This window comes from Ensifer sp. ZNC0028, from assembly GCF_000799055.1.
Lineage (GTDB): Bacteria > Pseudomonadota > Alphaproteobacteria > Rhizobiales > Rhizobiaceae > Ensifer.
The window spans coordinates 14,118-31,899 of sequence record NZ_JTLA01000101.1; the positions used below are offsets into that span (position 1 = coordinate 14,118).

The 17,782-nt window shown below is 59.9% G+C and carries 18 protein-coding genes; 10 read left to right on the forward strand and 8 right to left on the reverse strand.

Going from position 1 to position 17,782, the window contains the following annotated elements:
* Positions 1 to 164 precede the first annotated feature (164 nt).
* Positions 165 to 797, forward strand: coding sequence for a BA14K family protein (locus tag L981_RS22900; protein ID WP_082006142.1), 633 nt, complete (start codon positions 165 to 167; stop codon positions 795 to 797).
* A gap of 154 nt (positions 798 to 951) precedes the next feature.
* On the forward strand, positions 952 to 2,187 hold the full coding sequence (locus L981_RS22905; protein ID WP_043621571.1) for an FAD-binding oxidoreductase: 1,236 nt from the start codon (positions 952 to 954) through the stop codon (positions 2,185 to 2,187).
* 76 nt (positions 2,188 to 2,263) lie between these two features.
* Here L981_RS22905 and L981_RS22910 read toward each other — a convergent pair whose 3' ends face one another.
* The 4 genes from L981_RS22910 to L981_RS22925 form a co-directional block, all read right to left on the reverse strand.
* Positions 2,264 to 2,470, reverse strand: coding sequence for a CsbD family protein (locus tag L981_RS22910; RefSeq protein WP_043621574.1), 207 nt, complete (start codon positions 2,468 to 2,470; stop codon positions 2,264 to 2,266).
* Between the two features lie 353 nt (positions 2,471 to 2,823).
* The gene (locus L981_RS22915; protein WP_043621578.1) at positions 2,824 to 3,423 is read right to left on the reverse strand and encodes a general stress protein; all 600 of its coding nucleotides are present in this window, start codon (positions 3,421 to 3,423) and stop codon (positions 2,824 to 2,826) included.
* A 22-nt stretch (positions 3,424 to 3,445) separates the two neighbouring features.
* Positions 3,446 to 3,766: a PepSY domain-containing protein gene (locus L981_RS22920; RefSeq protein WP_043621581.1), complete on the reverse strand. Its 321-nt coding sequence runs from the start codon at positions 3,764 to 3,766 to the stop codon at positions 3,446 to 3,448.
* A gap of 158 nt (positions 3,767 to 3,924) precedes the next feature.
* The gene (locus L981_RS22925) at positions 3,925 to 4,176 is read right to left on the reverse strand and encodes a hypothetical protein (RefSeq protein ID WP_043621874.1); all 252 of its coding nucleotides are present in this window, start codon (positions 4,174 to 4,176) and stop codon (positions 3,925 to 3,927) included.
* 214 nt (positions 4,177 to 4,390) lie between these two features.
* Here L981_RS22925 and L981_RS33990 point away from each other — a divergent pair, with 214 nt between their 5' ends.
* Positions 4,391 to 4,624 (forward strand): putative zinc-binding metallopeptidase, encoded by a 234-nt coding sequence (locus L981_RS33990; RefSeq protein WP_245281702.1) that lies wholly within the window; start codon positions 4,391 to 4,393, stop codon positions 4,622 to 4,624.
* Positions 4,625 to 4,731: 107 nt separating this feature from the next.
* On the opposite strand, the gene L981_RS22930 is transcribed toward L981_RS33990, so the two are convergent.
* The 3 genes from L981_RS22930 to L981_RS22940 all read right to left on the reverse strand — a co-directional run bounded on the left by L981_RS22930 (position 4,732) and on the right by L981_RS22940 (position 6,537).
* Positions 4,732 to 5,178: a pyridoxamine 5'-phosphate oxidase family protein gene (locus L981_RS22930; protein ID WP_043621585.1), complete on the reverse strand. Its 447-nt coding sequence runs from the start codon at positions 5,176 to 5,178 to the stop codon at positions 4,732 to 4,734.
* Between the two features lie 85 nt (positions 5,179 to 5,263).
* The gene (locus tag L981_RS22935; protein WP_043621588.1) at positions 5,264 to 5,671 is read right to left on the reverse strand and encodes a TIGR02588 family protein; all 408 of its coding nucleotides are present in this window, start codon (positions 5,669 to 5,671) and stop codon (positions 5,264 to 5,266) included.
* A gap of 8 nt (positions 5,672 to 5,679) precedes the next feature.
* Entirely contained in the window at positions 5,680 to 6,537 is an 858-nt protein-coding gene (locus tag L981_RS22940; protein WP_043621590.1) for a TIGR02587 family membrane protein, read from the reverse strand.
* Positions 6,538 to 6,810: 273 nt separating this feature from the next.
* Here L981_RS22940 and L981_RS22945 point away from each other — a divergent pair, with 273 nt between their 5' ends.
* The 7 genes from L981_RS22945 to L981_RS22975 all read left to right on the forward strand — a co-directional run bounded on the left by L981_RS22945 (position 6,811) and on the right by L981_RS22975 (position 16,332).
* Entirely contained in the window at positions 6,811 to 7,836 is a 1,026-nt protein-coding gene (locus tag L981_RS22945; protein WP_052201963.1) for a PAS domain S-box protein, read from the forward strand.
* Between the two features lie 372 nt (positions 7,837 to 8,208).
* Positions 8,209 to 11,655, forward strand: coding sequence for a response regulator (locus L981_RS22950; protein ID WP_052201964.1), 3,447 nt, complete (start codon positions 8,209 to 8,211; stop codon positions 11,653 to 11,655).
* Positions 11,652 to 12,491 (forward strand): protein-glutamate O-methyltransferase CheR, encoded by an 840-nt coding sequence (locus L981_RS22955; protein WP_043621593.1) that lies wholly within the window; start codon positions 11,652 to 11,654, stop codon positions 12,489 to 12,491. The genes L981_RS22950 and L981_RS22955 overlap by 4 nt, the downstream gene beginning before the upstream one ends.
* Entirely contained in the window at positions 12,488 to 13,054 is a 567-nt protein-coding gene (locus L981_RS22960; RefSeq protein WP_043621596.1) for a chemotaxis protein CheB, read from the forward strand. Before L981_RS22955 ends, L981_RS22960 begins: the two co-directional genes overlap by 4 nt.
* Positions 13,055 to 13,062: 8 nt before the next feature.
* Entirely contained in the window at positions 13,063 to 14,121 is a 1,059-nt protein-coding gene (locus L981_RS22965; protein ID WP_043621598.1) for a sensor histidine kinase, read from the forward strand.
* 254 nt (positions 14,122 to 14,375) lie between these two features.
* On the forward strand, positions 14,376 to 14,687 hold the full coding sequence (locus L981_RS36065; RefSeq protein ID WP_371258903.1) for a GNAT family N-acetyltransferase: 312 nt from the start codon (positions 14,376 to 14,378) through the stop codon (positions 14,685 to 14,687).
* A 346-nt stretch (positions 14,688 to 15,033) separates the two neighbouring features.
* Positions 15,034 to 16,332 (forward strand): DUF763 domain-containing protein, encoded by a 1,299-nt coding sequence (locus L981_RS22975; RefSeq protein ID WP_052201965.1) that lies wholly within the window; start codon positions 15,034 to 15,036, stop codon positions 16,330 to 16,332.
* A 183-nt stretch (positions 16,333 to 16,515) separates the two neighbouring features.
* On the opposite strand, the gene L981_RS22980 is transcribed toward L981_RS22975, so the two are convergent.
* Positions 16,516 to 17,625: an NAD(P)/FAD-dependent oxidoreductase gene (locus L981_RS22980; protein WP_043621600.1), complete on the reverse strand. Its 1,110-nt coding sequence runs from the start codon at positions 17,623 to 17,625 to the stop codon at positions 16,516 to 16,518.
* Between the last annotated feature and the right edge of the window lie 157 nt (positions 17,626 to 17,782).

Below are 17,782 nucleotides of genomic sequence, written 5' to 3' on the forward strand. Positions count from 1 at the left end.
CATCCGACGAACGACGGAAGCGGGAACAAAAAATCAGCCTCGGCATTTAGCTGTCGGCGACCACGGTCGTCGCCGCAAGGCGTTTTCGTTGGAAATTCAATCGTTTTCCGATTTTGCGCCAATACCAACAGGCATTCCCAGTGGCGGACGGTGGGGGCAAGACCATGAAAGCGATCGGATCGCTGGCATTTGGCATCGCGTTGTCGGTTTGCGCCAGCGCCGGGGCTGCATCGGTGGCCTCACTCGTGCTGGCGGAGCCCACCGAACGTCCTCTGCTCAAGGCGGCTTCCGCGCCAGACCTTTGGACCGCAACGCCGGTGCGGATCGATCGGAGCCAGCAGAACTACGAGCGTTTGCCGCCCGTCTACTCCAGCTACGTTACGAACCCGGCTTCAGTGAAGCTGACGTCGCGGCGTCTGGCAACCACCGCTCCAATATGGGCGGCCTCTCGTGCCGGCCCCTCGACCGCCCACCTCGATTGGTGCTCGAGCCGCTACAAGTCCTATGACCCAGAAACCAACGCGTACCGTGCGTATGGCGGGCAAATGCGAGCGTGCCGGTCGCCCTACGCGGCCGGCCATCCGACGAACGAAAGCCGGATGGCGCAAATCAATCGGCGGTTTGTGGGCTACGCGACGGCCGATCTGCGCATAGCAACGTGCGCCCGCTATCAGTCGTATCGCGCCGCTGACAACTCCTACCAGCCATACAGCGGTCCTCGCAGACCTTGCCTGCATCCATCCCAAGATGCGCTTCTCGAAGCGAGCAACGGCGTATGGTCCGTGTCGGGGAGGTGAGCGGCGCGCGCTGTTATTTGCGGCACGAACCCTTGTCAGCGGGGCTCCTCTGTTCCGGGCGTCGCGACGCCCGCGCATTCAAGGGATCCGGAAATGTACCAGGCCCAAAGCGGAATGAGGCGCATTCGTCCGGCTATCCGCCATCTAACGGAACATGGAGACGCCCCAGTTGGAGAATATTACACGAACGCGCAAACTGCGGGCCAACCGGACACTGTGGTCCAACACGCCTCATATCAAGGTTGCCGCGCAAAGTCGGATCTGCGCTGACAACGTCGATGTGCTGATCGTCGGCGCGGGCATCGGTGGCGCGCTCATGGCGTTGGCCCTTGCCAAGCGAAACATGAAAATTCTCGTCGTCGATCGCCGCGGGCCGGCGAAGGGCAGTACCTTGGCAAGCACCGCGATGATCCAGCACGAGATCGATGTGCCGCTCCACCGGCTCACCACGATGATTGGACAGGACAAGGCGCGGCGGGCTTGGCAACGCTCGGCAAAGGCGGTGGAAACACTGATCACGCTTGTCGACTCTCTCGGGATCGACTGTCGCCTTGAAAGGAAGAAGTCTCTCTATTTGTCCGGCAATGCCTATGGTGCACGAGCGCTTCGCCTGGAAGCCGACGCGCGGCAGACCGCCGGCATTTCAGCAAGGTTTCTCAAGTCCGCTTGCTTGCGCGACGAGTTCGGTCTCAGTCGGACCGCGGCAATCGAGTCCGATGTTTCTGCGGCCGCCAATCCGGCGCAATTGACAGCCGGGTTGTGGCATAAAGTGCAGGATGACGGCGTCTCGCTCGTTGCCGATACCGAAATCACGGATATTCGCAGCGTTGGCGAATGGAACGCTGTCGCGACCTCGAACGGTGAAATCATACAGGCCAGGCACGTTGTGTTTTGCACCGGCTACGAGTTTCTCGACGCCGTGGCCGACCAAGGCCACCGCATGGTATCCACCTGGGCTCTTGCGACCAAGCCGCATCACCCGCGGCCTGACTGGCTCAAGAACCATGTCGTTTGGGAGGCATCCGATCCCTACCTCTATTTTCGCTCGACGATGGATGGTCGTCTGATTGTTGGCGGGGAGGACGAAGAAAGTGACACGGCCTTTGCCGACCCTTCAAAGCTTAAGTCGAAATCCAAGACCTTGCGCGCAAAGCTGTCGGCTCTCCTGGACGTCGAAATTGGCGAACCGGACTACCTTTGGGCTGCACCCTTTGGCACGACCGCTGACGGCTTGCCGATCATCGGAGCCGTTCCAGGTTTCAACAATGTCTATGCCGTGATGGGTTACGGGGGAAATGGCATCACCTACAGCCAGATCGCTGCCGAGATCGTGTCGTCAGCTATTCTGGGCCACCGCGATCCGGACAGCGAACTGTTCGCTTTTCGCTGAGTTCGACGCCGGGCCCCAAATCAAAAAGGCCGCCGGAACGGCGACCTTTGAAAGCTAAGCACGAGCGCATCTTGGCTCAATGGAAACGCTGGTTTGAATACCAGTCGTCGATGTCTTTCTTTGCCTGATCCTTGGCATATCCATAGCGCTCCTGGATCTTGCCTTCGAGCTGCTCACGCTTGCCGTTGATCTGGTCGAGGTCGTCGTCGGTCAGTTTTCCCCACTGCTCCTTGACCTTGCCCTTGATCTGCTTCCAGTTTCCTTCGACACGGTTCCAATCCATCGAGGACACTCCATTGTTGTTTCAGGTACATTTCTGGAACGAGTGAACCTCGCACTTGTTCCGTTTTTTTGTCGAAGTTGTCGTGGCAAAGCGGTGGATTCGGTCGACGAGGCCCGATCGGCGAGATGGTTGATAAAATGCTGCGGCCAGGCCGCAGATGCTGCGCGCAAACACGGCATCTGGGGAGGGGATACGTGCCTGGGTGGGGCTCGATCTTTATCACGGGGAGTAAATCGGGAGAGGGGGCCCGAGGAAGAACAAGGTGCCTTCGGCCGACAAAGTTGTCCGTTGCCAGCGGACCATGCTGGCAACGGAGGAGTTTAACACACCGAGAAGATATCCAGAAAAAGGCGTCAGAGCCTGTAGCGCCGGCGTTCTTCTTCGACCTCGTCGGCCGTGTAGGGGGCGAGCGTCGGGTCAAAGCGTCGCCAGCCTTGTTCGGCATAGGACGCTCGGCGCTGCACCGGATCGACCCAGCTGCCGCGCCGCAGGATCGCTTCCGCATCCGCCTGGAGCGCGTCGTCGACCCGTGCCGTGACGACGGCGCCACCGCGGCGTACGCCCTCGGCATAGACATGGGCGTGTTCTTCCGAAACGCCCGAATCCGTCATCGCACCGATGATGCCGCCGGCGGCACCACCGGCAACCGCGCCGGCGGCCGCACCAGCTGCCGTCGCGGCAAGCCAACCAGCTGCGACCACCGGCCCGACACCCGGAATGGCCATGACCCCGAGACCGGTCAACAGACCACCAATGCCCCCGACCGCAGCGCCGACACCGGCGCCCGTGCCGGCGCCTTCGGCAGCATTGCTGTCTTTTTCGCTGCCATAGCGATCGCCGACATTGTTGGAAACAATGCTGATGTCGTCGGAGGGAATGCCGCGATCTTCAAGCGCCGATACTGCGGCGCGGGCGTCGGCATAGTCGTCAAAGAGTCCACTAACGGTTTTCATTGGGATTTCCTCGCTTTTGGAATTAGTTGGCTACGATGTTGCCCTGGTAGTCGAGGGCGAGTTGCACGGACTTGCCGTCCTTCGATGCGGTCGCGCGCCAGACGCCCTTGTCGTCGAGCTTGAGCTCCGTCACATCGCTGTAGCCGGCCTTTGTGAGCCGTTCCTTTGCCTGCGCTTCGGTAAAGCTGTTGGCGCCGGCGACGGGAGCCGTCGGGTTGGTCGTGTCGGGCGTGGCAACCGCAGGCGTATCGCCATTCGCGGTGGCGGGAGGCGTTGCGGTCTGCGCGAGCGCGCCAATCGTCGATGCGCCGAGGAAGACCGCGGCGAGCAGCAATTTTTTCATGATCTGGTTCCTTGTTCGTGGCCTTCCCGGCCAAGGCGTCTCGATTTGCGGGGACTTAAGGTCCGAGGGGCAAAACCGATTGCGCCCGAATTCATTTCGACTGGCGGTCGGCGGGAGCACTGCGCCTCGGCGCAGTGAGAACCCGTCCGAACGGAATGCTACATGGCGTCCATGCCCTTGATGGCATTGTCGAGATGCGACGTGCACTTCTCCATGTCGTTCGCCATCATGGCATCCCTCGCCATGGTCAATTCCTTCGTGGACTCGATCTTCTTAGCCCCGTCGGAAATCTGTGCGACCTGTTGTTCAGCCTTGGCGATCGAGGCTTCGTCGCAGACGACCTTCTGCTGGGCGAGGACCGGGCTGGCGAACGCCGCGACGAGGGCGAGAGTAACAATCGGTTTCAGCATTGTGATCTTCTCCATGGGCCGATACGACACCGGCCTTCACGGCGATTGAACGGTAGAACGAGCCGATCTGTTCCCTCTTCGGGGCGCCGAAAAACGAAGTTTTTTCAAGGAACTTCCACGCGTTTTCGGCGTTTAATGCGCGCGCAGCTGTTTTGCCCGATCGATGCAAGAACGTCTGCCAGATGGGCGCCTCTGGACGATGCGCGCCGCCACGATGGCGCGAGTGGACGTGAGATATGCGCCTCTACCTGCCAACTGGCAAGACAGCTTTATTTCCGCCTACGCAAGCAGTGATCCATTTGAAGACATTGCAAAAAGCCCGGCGCACTTGTTTCACATCGTCGACGCGGCAATTGGTCCTTGGGTTCCGGTGGATCTCGCTTCCAACGCCCTCCTAGAACCATGGGCAAGCGCGCTCCGTTCGTCCTGTTGCCGCCGGTCGTCTTGAAGCTGAACTGTATCGACCGGCTGATTGCTCAGGCGCGTGGGGCCGGCATTGCCGGGTCGTGATCGTTGTTGCGCGGGTATCGATTTCGCACCCGGCGATCGATTAGCCTAGGGGCCATCTGGCCGGACGGCGATGTTGCCCGCCTCTTCGCCGTCCCAATAGCTGATTTTCGAGGCGTGAACCTTGATCATCAAAAGGCCTGGCGTGTCGACGCCCTGTGGAAACCACCTCTCAAGTTCGGATATCCAATGCTCGGTGAATGTCGTCTTGTCGTCCACGAGCGATGCGCGACCTTCGATGGCAATGAAAATGCCGGGCTTGCCGAGCAGGCTTGGGCGAGCGGTGTACGTCAGTCCGACGTTCGGGTCGGACATGATTTCCGTGATCTTGCGCGATTGCGCGTTGCAGAAGAACCATGTGTCGCCCGCATACTCCACGTCGCCGTTGTTGCTCATTGGACGGCTGGCGATCGTTCCGTCCGCCTTTTTTGTCGACAGCATCCCGAAGTCGATGTTTTTCAGGTGAACTGAGATGTCGTTTAGCGTCAAAGTCATTGCCTTGCTCCCATTGGCTGATTCCAGGTTCTAACTGCCACGGCACAAACAGGTTCCTTGATGCCAAGCCGACGCGCTCCGATCGCTATGGTTCGCTAAAGCCGGTCGCGAACAGACGGGACCTGCCCGCCGGGTCGTTGCGAAAGATCAGCCCGCCTCGCGCCGTCGATCGCGCCGGCACATAGTCGAGTGTGGTTTCGACGGTCTCTATGATGGTGTTTTGATCCGTGATTTCGCCGCGCACGACGACGGCGGCCGCCGTTCGGTCGGCTGCATTGTTCACATCGAACATGACCAGATATCCGCCAGCACGCCCCGCGCTGTTGACGATGGTCACCGACAGATCCGGAGGGCCGTCATCCTGTGTTGCTGCCTGATATGCGATCCAGCCAACAAGCGTCATGACCAGGATCGCGGACACCGCACCGGTCGCCCATTCGATCCAATGCGCCTTGCGATTTTCAACGGAGCCTGGTTTGGGGGACTTCGCCATCACATCACCTAGAGGATGAGCCGCGCGGCGGCCGCGCCGATTGCGCTCGGGAAGGCGAGAACCGTCGTGGCGACAATCGCCTGGGTTGGCTCAAGGCCGTCGAGCCGATGAAACGTCCACAGGCAATAGAGGCTGATTGCAAACGCGATGACGTAGCCCGGCATCGTGAAGCGGATAAGCGCATGCCACCCCGGCGTGGTCTCATCGAGTTCATGACCGCCTATGAAGGACAAGGCGTAGACGAAGCCATGCATCAGCAGGATCGACGCCAATATGGCGGCAATGGCGTGCCACAGTGACATCTTGAAGGATATCAGGATCATTTCTTCGGTTGGGGCGACGTTGAGACCGAGAAACAGAGCCCCGACGACCATCATGAAAAGTTCGCCGCCGTAGCCATCCCCCCGGGTTTCGCCGATCGGATCCTTCTCGTCCTCGCTGCCTTCGGTTCGTGTCCCCAGTTCGCTGCGGCCGAGCAAGGCGCCGATGCTCGCCGGGACCGCCTGGATAGTGATCATTCCAAGCACTTCCGGCAGTGCCTGACCGATCCTTAGAACGCCAATGATGAAAAGAACAAAGGCACTCGCCCCGACACCAAGGCAGTATGCAATGCTCGCGTCTCGCAGCGCTTCGCTCCACGTCGATACGTTTTCAAAGCCGATCCGACGCGCAAGGAGGACGAGCAGCGGAATGTTGGCCAGAAGCAGGACCAGCAGCCGGCCGCGATCGATGTAGAGCCCGAGTTCCCACATTTCCATCGTCAGGAACATGGGCAGCGCAAAAAGCAGCGCGCCGGCAAAGCCCCGTGCCAGGCCCTTCGCGAAGCGGCCGTGGTCAAAATCGGCCCGCGTCCTGCCCTTTGTCATCTTTCCCTCTCAAGGCTGCTGTCGGCTCGCAAGAACGCTGCAGCATTTCCAGTTGGCAGAGGTAACGTCGAGAGCCAGCGCCAAGTTCCTGATGCGCCGGCTTGCTCATGCACCCCTGGATACCGGCAGGTTCCCTGCGTGCATCGATCAACTGCACCGCGATCGAGCCGACCCGTCCGCACGGGGCATTGGAACAATAACAACGTCCACGTCTTTCCACCGGGTTGGTAGCCCTTTGAAAAGGGAATGTTCGTGAAGTTGGAGCAGTAAGCGATGCCCTTGGGTTCTTTCGACAGGGAGGGGAGTGAAGATATCTTGCGGGCGAGGCTTGCAGCCATTGTGGAGTCGTCCTTCGACGCCATCGTCAGCAAGGATCTCGATGGTACTGTGCGAACCTGGAACGGCGCTGCTGAGCGCATGTTCGGTTATCCGGCCGAGGAAATGGTCGGGCAATCAATCCTGACGATCATCCCCTCTCATCTTCACGGTGAAGAGAGAGAGTTGCTGCAGCGCCTGCGCAAGGGTGAACGGATTGAACCGTTCGAGACCGTCAGGCAACGCAAGGACGGCAGCTACATAACCGTTTCGCTGACGATCTCCCCGATCCGCAACGCCAAGGGCCGCATCATCGGAGCTTCCAAGGTTGCCCGTGACATCACGGCGGCAAAGGACCGCGAAAGGCGAATTCGCCTGCTCCTGCGGGAGGTCAATCACCGGGTCAAGAACCACTATGCCATCATTCTTTCGATGATCAGGCAAAGCAGGAGCGAAGACACGGAACCTGCGGTCTTCCAGAAGGACCTTGAGAATCGCATCTGGGCCCTTTCGGCATCCCACGACCTGATAGCATCGGCGGATTGGCGAGCAACGGATCTGAGAGGCCTGGTCGAAAAGCAGATCGCGGCGTTTCATGCCGAAGCGTTCTGTCGGATCTCTGGCCCAGGGATAGCACTTGCGCCGGCTGCAATCGAAAATCTTGGGATGGCGATCCACGAGTTGGCCCTGCACTCATCAAAGGGTGGCGTGTTGCGGATGGGCGACGGCACGATTTCGATCACCTGGGCGCTGGCAACGTCTCCGGCGGGCCTTGCCTTCTCAATGGTTTGGGATGAGCACCTTGGCTCGAAAGGTCGCGACTACCAGTTGCCGCACTCAGGGTTTGGCGCGGTCGTGCTGAAGAGGACCGTACCGCAAGCCCTAAACGCAAAGGTAGAATCCGCCCACGGAGATGGATTTGCCCGATGGCGATTGGTCGGGCCCGCGGAACGCTTCCTGGAGGTGCCGCGCGTTTCTTTGTGAAGCCGCTGCGGTGACAGCCGTGAGGTGTCACCAAAATGTGACATGTGGTGCCTGCCGACAATAACGTGGTGGCCCGGAGATGGAAAAAGAATGAGGGAGCCATAGTTAGAGCTCGCATGTCCCGCATTGCGCGGTTTCAAGGGGGAGGTTTCTGGGCAGATGGGTGAACAAACGGCCTTTTGTTTCAAAAGTTTGTACGCATCGGTGGGCAGTCCTGATATTGCAATATAGAAGCGGTGCGAACCCGTATGGACTGGTTGGATTCGGGCTTCGGCAGGAACCGCCACTGCACGGATGGTCTTTCAATCAGCAATGCAACGTCCGCAAACGGCCGCTGTTCCCCTCAGCAATTGCTTTTTCCCCGGAGTCTGAATGTCCGCGACCGCAACCAGAAGACCGAGCTTGAGTTCGCGCTCGTTCCGCGCGCTTTTGGGCCTGGAACCGGGCGTGGCCCTCGGCCTGGCAGGCACCCTCATCTTTTTTGTCGCAAGTAGCGTCGTTGCCTATCTCAACCTGGAGGCGCTGCAGCGAGGCAACGAGAGGATCGTGCAAACGCACGTGGCCATTGTCTCTCTCGACGAACTGCTGTCGCTTGTTCAGGATGCCGAGACCGGACAGCGTGGCTTTTTGTTGACGAATAGCGGCGGCTACCTTGCTCCCTACAATGCCGCAGTTCGCGCCATCCGGCCGAAGCTCGATCAGATCGGCCAGTTGACGGCCGCCAATCCGGGTCAGAGCCAGCGGCTCGTCGCCCTCCGGCAACATGTGGACGCCAAACTTGCAGAACTTGGCGAAACCATTGACGTCAGACGGGCCAAAGGTCTGGACGCGGCGATCGCGATGGTGAATTCCGATCGCGGTAAGATCGAAATGGATGCCGTGCGCGCGCAAGTCGCGGCAATATCGGGCGCAGAGCTGGAAGTGCGCCTTGATCGGTTGGCCGAAATGGAAAGCGCACAGAAGACGGCGCGCCTCAGCACTCTGCTTTCTGCTCTTCTTGGCATTGCTTTGACCGCAGCAATCGTCCTCCTCATCCGCAAGGCCACGATCGCCCGCCGCAGGGATGAGTGGCTTCAGGCCGGTCAGGTCGGGTTGGCATCGGCGATGATGGGCGATCAGTCGATCGAGCAGCTGGGCAACAGTATCCTCGACTTTCTGGCGCCGTATGCCGGCGCAGTTGCCGGAGCGATCTTCATTCGCGGTGACGGTTCGTTCCAGCGGGCTTGTGTCCGTGGCGTTCCGCCCGAGGCGAACCTGCCAATGACTATTCGGCCTCGCGAAGGTCTCCTGGGCCAAGCGGTTGCGGAAGGGGGGGCAATCGTGGTCGACGATGTCCCGGACGGCTACCTGACCTTCGGTTCCGGGCTTGGGATGGACAAGCCGCGCCATCTCGCGATCCAGACGGGCAAGGTCGATGGGTCGGTGAATTCGGTGATCGAACTCGGCTTTCTAACGCCGATCGACGAGACGATCGTCACCCTTCTTGATCGCGCGTCGGAGGCAATCGCGACTGCCGTGAAGTCAGCAACCTATCGCGGCCAGCTCCACAACCTGCTGGAGGAAACACAAAGGCAGTCCGAGGAATTGCAGACGCAAAGCGAGGAGTTGCGCGTTTCCAACGAGGAGCTCGAGGAACAGGGGCGGGCGCTGAAAGAATCTCAGGCGCACCTTGAGCAACAGCAGATTGAACTTGAGCAGAACAATGCTCAACTGGAAACACAAGCCCAGCGGCTCGAGGTTCAGCGCGATGAACTGGAGCGCGCGAACGTATCGATGTCGGCCAAGGCGAAAGAACTGGAGCAGGCAAGCCGATACAAATCCGACTTCCTTGCCAACATGTCCCACGAGTTGCGCACGCCACTCAACTCTTCGCTGATCCTGGCCAAGCTGCTTGCGGACAATCCAGACGAAAACCTGACCCAGGAGCAGGTGAAGTTCGCCAAGACGATCCAATCCTCGGGCAATGATCTCTTGAACCTGATCAACGATATTCTCGATCTCTCCAAGATCGAGGCCGGGCATGTGGAAATCCGGCCGGAAACCGTGTCGCTCGAGCGATTGGCCGGCAACCTGCGCCAGGTGTTTCTGCCGTTGGCGACCGAGAAGAAACTCGGGTTCTCCGTTGAACTTGCTGAGGAATGCCCCGTCAGCATCGAAACCGATCCGTTGCGGCTCGAACAGATCCTCAAGAACTTGATTTCAAACGCGATCAAGTTCACCGAGGCAGGCAAGGTCACCTTGTCGATCGAGCCTGCGGGCGACGGCAAGATCAGCTTCCGCGTCAGCGACACCGGGATCGGGATTGCGCAGGAACACCAGAATGCGATCTTTGACGCGTTTCATCAGGCCGATGGCACGATCAGTCGCAAGTATGGCGGCACCGGCCTCGGCCTTTCCATATCTCGGCAATTGGCGCGGCTGTTGGGAGGAGCGATCACGCTTGATAGCCAGGTGGGCAAGGGTAGCATCTTCGCTTTCTCGATCGCTGAGCGATACGAGCCAGCCAAGCAAACGCCTCTTGAACCACGCGCGCGTTCGCTTCCGACGGTGGGCACCGCCTCAAAGGTGCCTGCAGCAACGCCAGTGCCGATCCGCCGGATCGATGACGACCGCGACGTTCTGAGCGATACCAGACGTGTGTTGCTGGTCATCGAAGATGACGACACTTTTGCTGCTATCGTTCGCGATCTGTCGAGGGAAATGGGGTTCCAGGCAATTGTTGCTGCAACGGCCGAAGAGGCACTCTCACTTGCCAAGGAGTTCATGCCAAGCGCCATCGTGCTCGATATCGGGCTGCCGGACCAATCCGGCCTGGCCGTGCTTGACCGGTTGAAGCATGATGTCTTGACCCGTCATATCCCCATCCATGTCGTGTCGGGCAGCGATCATGCCGAGAGTGCCTACTCTCTCGGGGCCGCCGGCTATGCCATCAAGCCCGTCAATCGAGAGGAACTGTTGAAAGTTCTGCAAAAACTCGAGGCGCGGCTTACAAAACAGATGCATCGCGTCCTGGTCGTCGAGGACGATCCGGTTCAGCGCGAGGCGGTCGCAAAACTGATCGGTACCCAGGACGTCGAGACGGTGACCGCCAGCACCGCCGCCGAATGCCTTGACTTCCTCAAGCACCAGACTTTCGACTGCATGGTGCTTGACCTGTCGTTGCCTGACGCGTCCGGCTATTCGTTGCTGGAGACGTTGAGCTCGCAGAGCGCCTATGCCTTCCCGCCTGTCATCGTTTACACCGGACGCGAACTCTCGGCGGATGATGAGCAGAAGTTGAGGCGATACTCGAAGTCAATCATCATCAAGGGGGCGAAATCCCCCGAGCGGCTGCTTGATGAAGTGAGCTTGTTCCTGCATCAGGTGATATCGGAACTGCCGGACGAGCAGCAAAAGATGATCCGCAAGGCGCGAAACCGCGATGCGCTGTTGGAGGGCCGTCGCATCCTCGTGGTGGAAGACGATATCCGAAACGTCTACGCGCTGACCAACATTCTTGAACCGCGCGGCGCGATCGTCGAGATCGCGCGCAACGGGCGCGAGGCGCTGGACGCCCTCGAAAAAGCGTCATCTGGCCCAGAGCGCCCGATCGAACTCGTGCTGATGGACGTCATGATGCCCGTTATGGATGGGTTGGTCGCAACCGCCGAGATTCGAAGGAACCCGGCTTGGAGGAAGTTGCCGATCATTGCGCTGACAGCCAAGGCGATGCCGGACGATCAGGAGCGCTGCATCGAAGCTGGCGCGAATGATTACATGGCCAAGCCGCTGGACGTCGACAGACTGTTGTCGCTGGTGCGCGTATGGATGCCCAAATGACCGAAGCCGCCGCGGTTGAAAAGGTGGAAGACATCGAAATCCGGCTGCTGCTGGAAGCGCTGTTTCTCAAATACCACTACGACTTTCGCAACTATGCGTTGGCGTCGATCAAGCGACGCCTAAAGAAGGCGCGCGAACAACTGGGGTTCGAAACTTTCTCGGCGATGCAGGAGGCACTTCTGCACGATCAGGCAATGCTGCCGCAATTGCTGCGCTTTCTGACGGTTCAGGTAAGCGAGATGTTTCGTGACCCCAGTTACTTCCAGGCGATCCGGGAAAAGGTCGTTCCCCATTTGAAGACCTACCCTTCCTTGAAGGTGTGGATTGCTGGCTGCAGCAGCGGCGAGGAGCTTTACTCGCTGGTTATCCTGTTTCGGGAAGAAGGCCTCGAAGATCGAACGATCTTTTATGCCACTGACATCAGTCATGAAGCGCTGGAGGCGGCCGAGGCGGGCGTCTATGCGCTCGATAGGATACAGCTTTTCACCGAGAACCATCGAAAATCCGGCGGAAAGTCATCGTTGTCGGACTATTATCAGGCGGCGTACGGCAAGGCGCTGTTCGATAAGACCTTGCGCCGCAACGTCGTGTTTTCGGACCACAGCCTGGTGACCGACGCTGTTTTTGCAGAAATGCACCTCATATCGTGCCGCAACGTCATGATCTACTTCGACCGCGCGCTCCAGGACCGAGCCGTGGGTCTTTTCAAGGACTCGCTCGCCCGCAAAGGTTTCCTTGGGCTCGGCGCCAAGGAGAACCTGCGATTTTCGCTTCATGCCGATGCGTTCACGGATTTCGTACGCGAGGAGAAAATCTACCAAAGGCGTGCCGAATGACGCCCGCAAAAGCCCAAGCGGTAATCATTGGCGCTTCGGCCGGGGCCGTCGAAGCGCTTTCGGCCATCCTGCCGGCGCTGCCGCGCAGCTTCGCGCTGCCCGTGATCGTGGTCGTTCACATTCCATCGGACAGACCGAGCCTTATGGTCGACCTGTTCCGTGCAAAGTGCCTGTTGCCTGTCGAAGAGGCCGAGGACAAGCAGTCGCTCGAGGCCGGCACGATCTATTTTGCGCCGCCGGACTATCATCTGCTCGTGGAAACGGACGGCAACCTGTCCCTCTCTTCGGATGAGCCTGTCCTCTTTTCCCGCCCGTCGATCGACATACTTTTCGAAAGTGCTGCCGATGCATTCGGGCCGGCTCTCGTCGCGATTGTCCTGACCGGTGCCAATCGTGATGGGGCGGATGGCCTGGCGGCAGTCCATGAAGCAGGCGGGACGGCGATCGTGCAAAACCCTGAAGGCGCTCACGCTCGCGCCATGCCGGAAGCGGCAATCCAGTCTTGCCCGAGCGCTCTTATCCTGACGCTCGATGCCATTGCCGAATACTTGAAAGAGGTCTGAGAATAATTATGGAGCCCGTCCCGTTTCTGCTGGTCGATGACCTCGAGGAAAACCTCCTGTCGCTGGAGGCACTGCTTCGCCGCGACGATCGCCTTCTCATGAAAGCGCGGTCCGGTGATCAGGCGCTTGAGATGCTGCTTCGACAAGACGTAGCGCTCGCGCTCGTCGATGTTCAGATGCCGGGTCTCGACGGTTTCGAACTTGCAGAGTTGATGCGCGGCAACGAACGCACGCGGCACATTCCCATCATTTTCGTGACGGCGGGAACCGCAGACGGCCAGCGCCGATTTCGCGGCTACGAAGCTGGCGCGGTGGACTTCATTCAAAAGCCGATTGAACCGGACGTCCTGGCCAGCAAAGTCAACGTGTTCTTCGAACTCTACCGGCAGCGGCAGCTACTTGCCGCCCAACGAGATGAACTCGCTGCCCAGGCAGAGGCGCTCAAACAGGCAGCGGAGCACAAGGATATTCTGCTGCGGGAAATCAATCACCGGATCAAGAACCTGTTCAGCCTCACCGCCGGGTTGATCTCGGTCAGTGCCAGGCAAGCCGAAACCGTCTCCGATCTCGAGGCTGATCTACGGTCGCGACTGCACGCGCTGTCTCGCGCTCACGAGCTTACACTGCCCGAGCTTGTTCGGGAGGACAATCGTGCAGAGATTGCGACGACGGTTGTAGCCCTGTTGAAGGCAATCGTTGCACCACACGACCACGCTCACGGCTCTCGCGTCATGATATCCGGGTCGGACGCTCCGCTCGGCGACAAGGCACTGACGTCCCTTGCGCTCCTTCTGCACGAGCTGACCACCAACGCTGTCAAATATGGCGCCCTTTCCGTCCCCACGGGGCAACTGACCATCGACGTTTCGACCATCGACGAGGAACTTCACGTCAAGTGGAGTGAACACGGCTCACATCCGTTGTCCGAGAGTTCCGAAAGGACGGGATTTGGCACGACGCTGGAGAAAGCGGCCGTTCTGGGGCTGAACGGATCGCTGGTGCGAAATTGGCGGGCCGACGGACTTTGTCTGGCGCTTCGCATACCGCTGACAAACCTCAACAACTGAGATCGGCATCGCCTCGTTGCCGGGCTGCGTATGCCTTTCGGAAAGTCGCGAGCGGCGAGGGGCAGCAACGCGTTGTCGTTTCGGCTGGGATCGAGTAGCGTCGCGTTCAACCGCAGGAGAAGGCCTATGATTGCCGTCGAGTTGTTCCCAAAATCGTTGGCCGCAGCGGTGCGTGCGTTGATGTCGTCGGTTCGGCATAGTTAAACGCGCTCACTGTTCGGCTTTGGACACCTGACAGATCAGAAAGCCGAAAAATGCTCATCGAAGCAATTGATGATGATTTCATCGCGATGCCTGGAGGCGTCGTGCGCGAAGGCCTGTACCTTGCCGCAGATACTGTGATCGCTCCGCCAGAGGTGATGGAAATGCTGCGCAACCTCGCTTTCGAAACAAGGCGAAGTTTTGCCCCGTCGGCTTGGTGGATCGTCCATGATGGCGAGATCGTTGGTCTTTGCTCTGTGATACGGGTTTCGCCCGAAGGCGATCTCCATATCGGTTACGGGGTCGCGCCACGTTGCCAAGGCCGCGGTTTTGCGACCAAGGGTGTGCGCCAGTTGCTTGAATGAGCGTTGCATGATCCGCGGGTCACGCACGTCTCGGCAGAAACGGGCACGGAAAACGTGGCCTCTCAGCGCGTACTTGAAAGCAATGGCTTCCTGCGTACGGGGGAGCGCATTGATGCCGATGATGGTCGCGTGATCGGCTGGCAAATCCAGGTAGCTTGAGGCAAACGGGTGACGCTCCAGGGGAATCTCCTGGAGCCTCACGCCCGATAAGGTCTCAGCGTTTGTTCTCCCTACCGCCAGTTCGAAGTGCTGCGTTCAGGGGCATTCGTGTTCTGATTTCCGCCGGCTGGAACATTCACAGAACTTTACTCTGTCGCAACGCCTGTAAGCGGCCTATAAGACACGAATGGTTCAGCGAGCTGGAAGTGCAGATCTCCCTCTTCATGGCGGCAGGGTTCCGCCTTGGCTCGGAGACCGCATGACGAAACTCGGGACGATCATCGCCGAAGCCATCGTCATCGAATATGGCCGTGACGAGTTTCTGCGCCGGCTGGCCCATCCTTTCTGGTTCCAGTCCTTCGGCTGCGTCATGGGCATGGATTGGCACTCTTCCGGCATCACGACCAGCGTGATCGGCGCTCTCAAGCGTGGCCTGGCTTCTCGTTCCAGGGATCTCGGGATAAGCGTCTGCGGTGGCCGCGGGCGGCATTCGCGGCAGACGCCTGACGAACTGATTGCCATCGGCAACCGCGTCGGCTTCGATGGTGCCGGGCTTGCTGCAACCAGCCGGCTTGTTGCGAAAGTCGACAGTGCAGCTGTCCAGGATGGCTTCGATCTCTACCTGCACGGCTTCATCGTTGCCGATGACGGCAAATGGGTGGTGGTGCAGCAGGGCATGAACGGCGATAAACGCCAGGCCCGGCGCTATCACTGGTTCTCCGAAGGCGTTTCGAGTTTCGTCGACTCTCCCCATGCAGCGATCGAAGGAAAAGGGCAGGGGGAAATCGTCAATCTCGCAGACAAGCGGGCCGCCGCCTCGCGCAATGGGCAGCTTGACCTTTTGGCGTCGCTTGGGCCGGACCGAATTGTCCGGGAAGTCGTTGCTCTGGATCCAAAGGGAAGGTCGAAAAAGGTTGATCAGCCTTTGCTCCCGCATCTCGTGATGCCGGCGCACCACGATGTGCGGGAGGAAAACGTCAACATGCGACGGCTGCATGCGACACTTTCTGCGGCCGCCGATCGCGGTCCCGAAGATTTCGAGCAGCTGCTGATGGTTCCGGGCGTCGGTGCCCGCACGGTCAACGCGCTCGCGATGGTGGCGGAGGTCGTCCACGGCGCCCCTTGCCGTTTCGCCGACCCGGCGCGGTTTTCGCTTGCCCACGGCGGCAAGGATCGCCATCCGTTTCCCGTGCCGCTCAAGGTCTATGACCACACGATTGCGGTCATGCGATCGGCAGTGACGAAGGCGCGGCTGGGACTTGGCGAGGAGCTGGAGGCGCTGAGGCGTCTGGACGACCAGGCACGGCAGCTCGAGAGATACGCCACTGGCCCGGACCTTAAGGAAATCGTTGCCGGAGAGTTTCGCCGTTCGCCCGAATGGGGCGGCCGCAGCGTGTTTGGATTTGAGAAAACAGAGGGACCGGCGAGCGAGCCGAAGCAACTGGATCCGACATACCGGCGAGATGGCCGCCGTCAAACACGCTGAACGTCGCTTTGCCGGCATCGACAGTTTCGTCGGCGTTTCCAAAATCGATGGGCGCGCGTGTCCTTTCGACTTCGGAGGTCGATGGATGATGCCACGCGAGCGCTGGTCTTGGGCGCGGCTAGGCGAACCGGGTAGCCCGCCTCATTTGCGCACATATTCCACCATCGCACACATTCGCAGCGATTACCTTACGCGGCTTCGTCGCTCGATGTCGGCGGTCACCGCGGCCGCTTCTCGGCCGATTTCCCGGAGCAGGCCGGTGACTGGATTGTGGAAGCCGACGAGATAGAGGCCGAGTTCGGCGGACTGCCGCGTGACGCCGCTTTTTCCGGGGTGAAGGTTCGCAGGCAGAAATTTCTCGAAACTTGGCCGGTAGCCGGTGGCAAGGATGACGCTGTCGAACTCTGCCTGTCTGCCAGAAACAAAGATGGCGCCGCGCTCGGTGAAACGCGTGATGGCAGGTGCCACCTTGATGCTGCCGGACTTGATCGCTGCAACAGTGCCGACATCGATGACCGGAATGTGCCCGGCAGCGACCTGCTCAAGGATGCCATGCTTTGGTCGGACGATGCCGAATTCTTCAGGCTTTCCCAGCGCAAAGTCGAGAATGATCGGGAAAAACGCGTCGTTCACCGCTCGCGGCAGCAAACGGGTGGCCATTGCAACCATCTGGATCGGTACGCCGAAGAGCTGTCGCGGCACAATGTGGACGCCGTTGCGTACCGACAGGGTCGGCCGGGCGCCGAGCTCGGCAAGGTCGAGCGCAATCTCGGCGCCGGTGTTGCCCATGCCGATCACCAGTACCGATTGGCCAATGAAGGGGGTGGCATCGGCATAGTCAGCGCTATGCAACAGGCTGCCGGCGAAGGTCCCCATTTCGGGCAGATTCGGAACTATGGGCGCGGCATTGTTGCCGCTGGCGATGACGACGTGGCGAGCGGACACGGTTTCCGTGCCGGTCTCGACCAGATAGTTACCGTTCTCGCGGCGGATGGAGTTGACCGTCTCGCCGAAGTGCGGCCGGAGCTCGAAACGCGCGGCGTAGGCGTCGAGATACTCGACCATCTTTTCGCGCGGCACGTAGCGCGGATAGGTCTCCGGGAATGGCATGTGCGGCAACGAGGAGAACGCCTTGACCGTATGCAGGTGGAGGCGCCGATAATGACGTCGCCAGGCCGGCGCGATCTCGCGCGCCTTTTCAAGGATAATGAAATCGAGACCCGCCCGTGTCAGGCAGGCGCCGACCGCGAGGCCCGCGGGCCCGGCGCCGACGATCACAACATTGGTGTTCACGCGAAGGCCACTCCCACCAACGAAGATTATTTCGGCAAAGGCTGGAGAACAAGTGGCAGGTCGCCGCCTTTAGGAGCTTTCGGTCGATGCGCCCTGATCGCGAGCCGTCACCTGTGACGGGGCGCATCACAGGATGGCATCATAGACATTGCCAGTC

Bases quoted from the DNA above. Each gene is read 5' to 3' on its own strand.
- L981_RS22920 (WP_043621581.1), bottom strand. From the start codon at position 3,766: ATGAAAAAATTGCTGCTCGCCGCGGTCTTCCTCGGCGCATCGACGATT.
- L981_RS22925 (WP_043621874.1), bottom strand. From the start codon at position 4,176: ATGCTGAAACCGATTGTTACTCTCGCCCTCGTCGCGGCGTTCGCCAGC.
- L981_RS22935 (WP_043621588.1), bottom strand. From the start codon at position 5,671: ATGGCGAAGTCCCCCAAACCAGGCTCCGTTGAAAATCGCAAGGCGCAT.
- L981_RS36065 (WP_371258903.1), top strand. From the start codon at position 14,376: ATGCTCATCGAAGCAATTGATGATGATTTCATCGCGATGCCTGGAGGC.
- L981_RS22940 (WP_043621590.1), bottom strand. From the start codon at position 6,537: ATGACAAAGGGCAGGACGCGGGCCGATTTTGACCACGGCCGCTTCGCG.
- L981_RS33990 (WP_245281702.1), top strand. From the start codon at position 4,391: ATGGCGCGAGTGGACGTGAGATATGCGCCTCTACCTGCCAACTGGCAA.
- L981_RS22965 (WP_043621598.1), top strand. From the start codon at position 13,063: ATGGAGCCCGTCCCGTTTCTGCTGGTCGATGACCTCGAGGAAAACCTC.
- L981_RS22950 (WP_052201964.1), top strand. From the start codon at position 8,209: ATGTCCGCGACCGCAACCAGAAGACCGAGCTTGAGTTCGCGCTCGTTC.
- L981_RS22975 (WP_052201965.1), top strand. From the start codon at position 15,034: ATGGTTCAGCGAGCTGGAAGTGCAGATCTCCCTCTTCATGGCGGCAGG.
- L981_RS22915 (WP_043621578.1), bottom strand. From the start codon at position 3,423: ATGAAAACCGTTAGTGGACTCTTTGACGACTATGCCGACGCCCGCGCC.
- L981_RS22930 (WP_043621585.1), bottom strand. From the start codon at position 5,178: ATGACTTTGACGCTAAACGACATCTCAGTTCACCTGAAAAACATCGAC.
- L981_RS22910 (WP_043621574.1), bottom strand. From the start codon at position 2,470: ATGGATTGGAACCGTGTCGAAGGAAACTGGAAGCAGATCAAGGGCAAG.
- L981_RS22945 (WP_052201963.1), top strand. From the start codon at position 6,811: ATGCCCTTGGGTTCTTTCGACAGGGAGGGGAGTGAAGATATCTTGCGG.
- L981_RS22900 (WP_082006142.1), top strand. From the start codon at position 165: ATGAAAGCGATCGGATCGCTGGCATTTGGCATCGCGTTGTCGGTTTGC.
- L981_RS22905 (WP_043621571.1), top strand. From the start codon at position 952: ATGGAGACGCCCCAGTTGGAGAATATTACACGAACGCGCAAACTGCGG.
- L981_RS22960 (WP_043621596.1), top strand. From the start codon at position 12,488: ATGACGCCCGCAAAAGCCCAAGCGGTAATCATTGGCGCTTCGGCCGGG.
- L981_RS22955 (WP_043621593.1), top strand. From the start codon at position 11,652: ATGACCGAAGCCGCCGCGGTTGAAAAGGTGGAAGACATCGAAATCCGG.